This window comes from Pseudomonas sp. SG-MS2 (assembly GCF_009933855.1).
In the GTDB taxonomy this organism is placed as follows: domain Bacteria; phylum Pseudomonadota; class Gammaproteobacteria; order Pseudomonadales; family Pseudomonadaceae; genus Aquipseudomonas; species Aquipseudomonas putida_E.
The window spans coordinates 1-2,653 of the sequence record NZ_MOMO01000096.1 but is presented as its reverse complement, the minus strand read 5'-3'; the positions used below and the strand labels follow the sequence as shown (position 1 = coordinate 2,653).

At 54.3% G+C, this 2,653-nt stretch carries 6 protein-coding genes; 3 read left to right on the top strand and 3 right to left on the bottom strand.

What is annotated here, in order from left to right:
* Positions 1-222 (top strand): hypothetical protein (locus tag BLX42_RS07700; protein WP_161871494.1); only part of this gene is annotated, 222 nt, incomplete at its 5' end.
* A gap of 83 nt (positions 223-305) precedes the next feature.
* On the opposite strand, the gene BLX42_RS07695 is transcribed toward BLX42_RS07700, so the two are convergent.
* Positions 306-1,076 carry a hypothetical protein gene (locus BLX42_RS07695; RefSeq protein ID WP_046786687.1) on the bottom strand — a complete coding sequence of 257 codons (771 nt, stop codon included), beginning with the start codon at positions 1,074-1,076 and terminating at the stop codon, positions 306-308.
* 81 nt (positions 1,077-1,157) lie between these two features.
* On the opposite strand from BLX42_RS07695, the gene BLX42_RS07690 reads away from it, so the two are divergent.
* Both BLX42_RS07690 and BLX42_RS26835 read left to right on the top strand, forming a co-directional pair.
* Complete coding sequence (locus tag BLX42_RS07690) at positions 1,158-1,265, top strand: DUF2514 family protein (protein ID WP_371926631.1); 108 nt, start codon at positions 1,158-1,160, stop codon at positions 1,263-1,265.
* 29 nt (positions 1,266-1,294) lie between these two features.
* A complete protein-coding gene (locus BLX42_RS26835) occupies positions 1,295-1,519 on the top strand; it encodes a hypothetical protein (RefSeq protein WP_046786712.1) in 225 nt (74 codons plus the stop codon).
* A gap of 102 nt (positions 1,520-1,621) precedes the next feature.
* On the opposite strand, the gene BLX42_RS07685 is transcribed toward BLX42_RS26835, so the two are convergent.
* Together BLX42_RS07685 and tnpB are read right to left on the bottom strand one after the other, a co-directional pair.
* The gene (locus tag BLX42_RS07685; RefSeq protein WP_161871495.1) at positions 1,622-2,212 is read right to left on the bottom strand and encodes a site-specific integrase; all 591 of its coding nucleotides are present in this window, start codon (positions 2,210-2,212) and stop codon (positions 1,622-1,624) included.
* 87 nt (positions 2,213-2,299) lie between these two features.
* A complete protein-coding gene (tnpB, locus tag BLX42_RS07680; RefSeq protein WP_223255132.1) occupies positions 2,300-2,518 on the bottom strand; it encodes an IS66 family insertion sequence element accessory protein TnpB in 219 nt (72 codons plus the stop codon).
* Positions 2,519-2,653 lie beyond the last annotated feature (135 nt).

Here is a 2,653-nt window from a genome sequence, read left to right as displayed (position 1 = left end):
GCCGTGTGCGATGCGCTGTTCTACGAGATGCTGCTCGCCCTGGGCGCAGACAAGCGACGGGCCGGCTTGATGTACGCCGGTCTGCGGGTCGGCGGTGGGTCGCGCTATGCGGCGTGCAAGGGCGGGGTGAAGGATGAGGATATGGCTTGGGATCTGATGGGAGAGGATGAACGAAAAGGCTGGCCAGGCGGTGGTGCTCTTGTGGGAGCGGAGCCGCAATAAACCGTAGTACAGGCCACGTATTCCGTGGCGTTGCTGTGAGAGCGGGCGCAGCCAGCGACCCGCTCAAGGGGAGGATGGCCTCCTCAATTGTTTCTGCCGGCAAGCAGCCACTTACCGTTTACCAGAACGAAAGTGTCCTGCTGTTGCATGCTTTGCTGTCGTAGGGCCAGCGTAGCTGTCACTCTGGCCCTTGCGCCAGGTAGAGATTGGACATTGGTCACCTGAACGCCTTGCACCTGCTGGTGCATCTGGACAAAAGTGGCGCAAAGCTGTTGATCGGTGGTTTTTAGCACTGCAATCAACTCGTCCCACTGGCTTAAGGAGCGCATCTCATTACAGTCAGTGGATTGCCAGAATATGGCAAACGCTTCTGCGACCGCCTGTGCATCTGCTGTTTCCTGTTGAGCGTGTTGGGCAGGCTGTGGGGCATTTGCCGCGATCGCCACATAGTTTGCGATTTTGGCACTTCGCTCTTGAAGATAAGGTGTTAGCTGTCCTTGATGTTCAGTGGGTGCAAAGAATTTGAGAAGTTCTTCTGCCTGAGCGAATACGTAGCCTTCCTTGAACTGATTGCCGCGAGGAATGCTTTGAGCTCTCGTAGTCATGTCATCGACGTGCATCGTGGCAAGACTTAACGCCACACAGAACTCCACATCCTCTGCTGCCGAGGCTCTGCTCAGCCCGGACGAGCAGTCATCAACGGCTGCTCCCATTCCGGCTACGCCTGAATCTCTATAGATCTCAACAGCCTTCTGCGAAGCAGCCATGAGCAAGATTTCGTCTTCCGAAGGCTGCGCTATGGCAACAGAGGCCAACAAAGGCAGCGGCAGAGCGGCGAGCAAAATCTTCTTCACGATTTCTTCCTTGACGGCTAAAAGTGGCCATATGCCATCTATTTGCTTGATCTAAAGCGAGCGGTAGAGCCAAAGGCGGCCATGGTACTCTCCGACCAACTCGCACGGACTGATGCTCGAGCGGGAGAACTGGCAGCAGCGCTTGAGCGAAATCGAATAGCTGGGCTGGCGTGCGAAGCGCACCTATAATGGTCTGACCACGTGAGCGGAGCATGACAGTGGACAAGGACACGTTCATTGAATTGGTAGAGGCCGACGAGCCCCTTATCCAGCAGGTGATTGATGCTATTCGGCAGTACCATGATGCCAAAGACTTGGGTGCCCCTGCAGAAGAAGTAGAGCGCCTGCGTGTACTTTCCGAGTCGCTGTACCAGGCTGTATCCGACTACCAGCTTAGAGTGGAGGCTAGGACCCGTGGAGGAGATGGACCTTCCCTCCCCTAGCATGCTAGTGCGCAATTCACCGCGCTGAAGGGGTGGGCTCCGCCTGCCGCTCTGTGGGAAGGCTTTCGGCAGGCCGCTGGAGGAGCGGCTGAGCACCTACACTTACTCCTGCGCAATGGGGGTCGAAAAAACCCCGCCAAGCGCCTCGGCTGCAGTGCTGGCTGCTGCGAGCAGCGTCTCGTCAGCAAGGTGGCTGTATCTTTGAGTTGTTTTGATCTGCGTATGCCCAAGGATTTTCTGGACCTCGTATAGCGATCGCCCGGCGTTGATCAAAAGGCTTGCAAACGAGTGACGCAGATCGTGTACGCGGAAGCCGGCCAAGCCTGCACGCTTTCTTGCTGCGTCCCAAGCGTAGTAGGTTTGCACATATGGCTTACCGGTTCCTGGGTTAGCAAATACCCATTCGCAGTTCTTTAGTTTACCCCGACGGGAATGCTCCATCTTTACGGCTTTAAGCAGTTCGAGGACACTGTCGGAGAGAGGTACAAAACGAGCCTTGCCTATTTTGTTAACAGCTATTCCCCAAAACTTCTTATCCAAATCAAACTCACTCCAGCGCGCATCTAATACTTCGCACTTCCTGGCACCGGCAAAGATGAGCATCGGCATAATATATTTGAGCATCTTGGACTCACTACCTTGAATTGCAGCATGCAGTTGTCTCGCCCCCTCAAATGTTAAATACCTTTCTATTTTGTTGTTCTATTCAAACAACCGAACACCGGTAGTTGGGTTTTTCGTAACCCCGTGTGTCTCTCAGCGAATAGTCAAGTTAAAAATTTAGCGCATCACCACCAACAATCGATTTGCAGATACAGGTGCAGCGCCACTGACGCGACGTTTTTGGTGCATTGAGATAATGTCTGCTTTGGTGATCTCGTCTAGATAGCGATTACGGGCTTTATTGAGGAAGACGAAAAACACGGGGTCGAACACGGCGACTTTGATTTCCAGCTCGACCAGGGCAGTGAGGCCGTCGATGGACTTTCGAAAACCCACAGGCTTGAGTAGAGGTAGACTTTTCGACTTTGCTGTCGGGACGCATCATGGTGGGCTGGCTCCTGAAAGAAACCGGGAGCGCAGCATCGGGCATCAGGTGGACGCTTGGAATGTGGGGATGATGGATCCCTTACG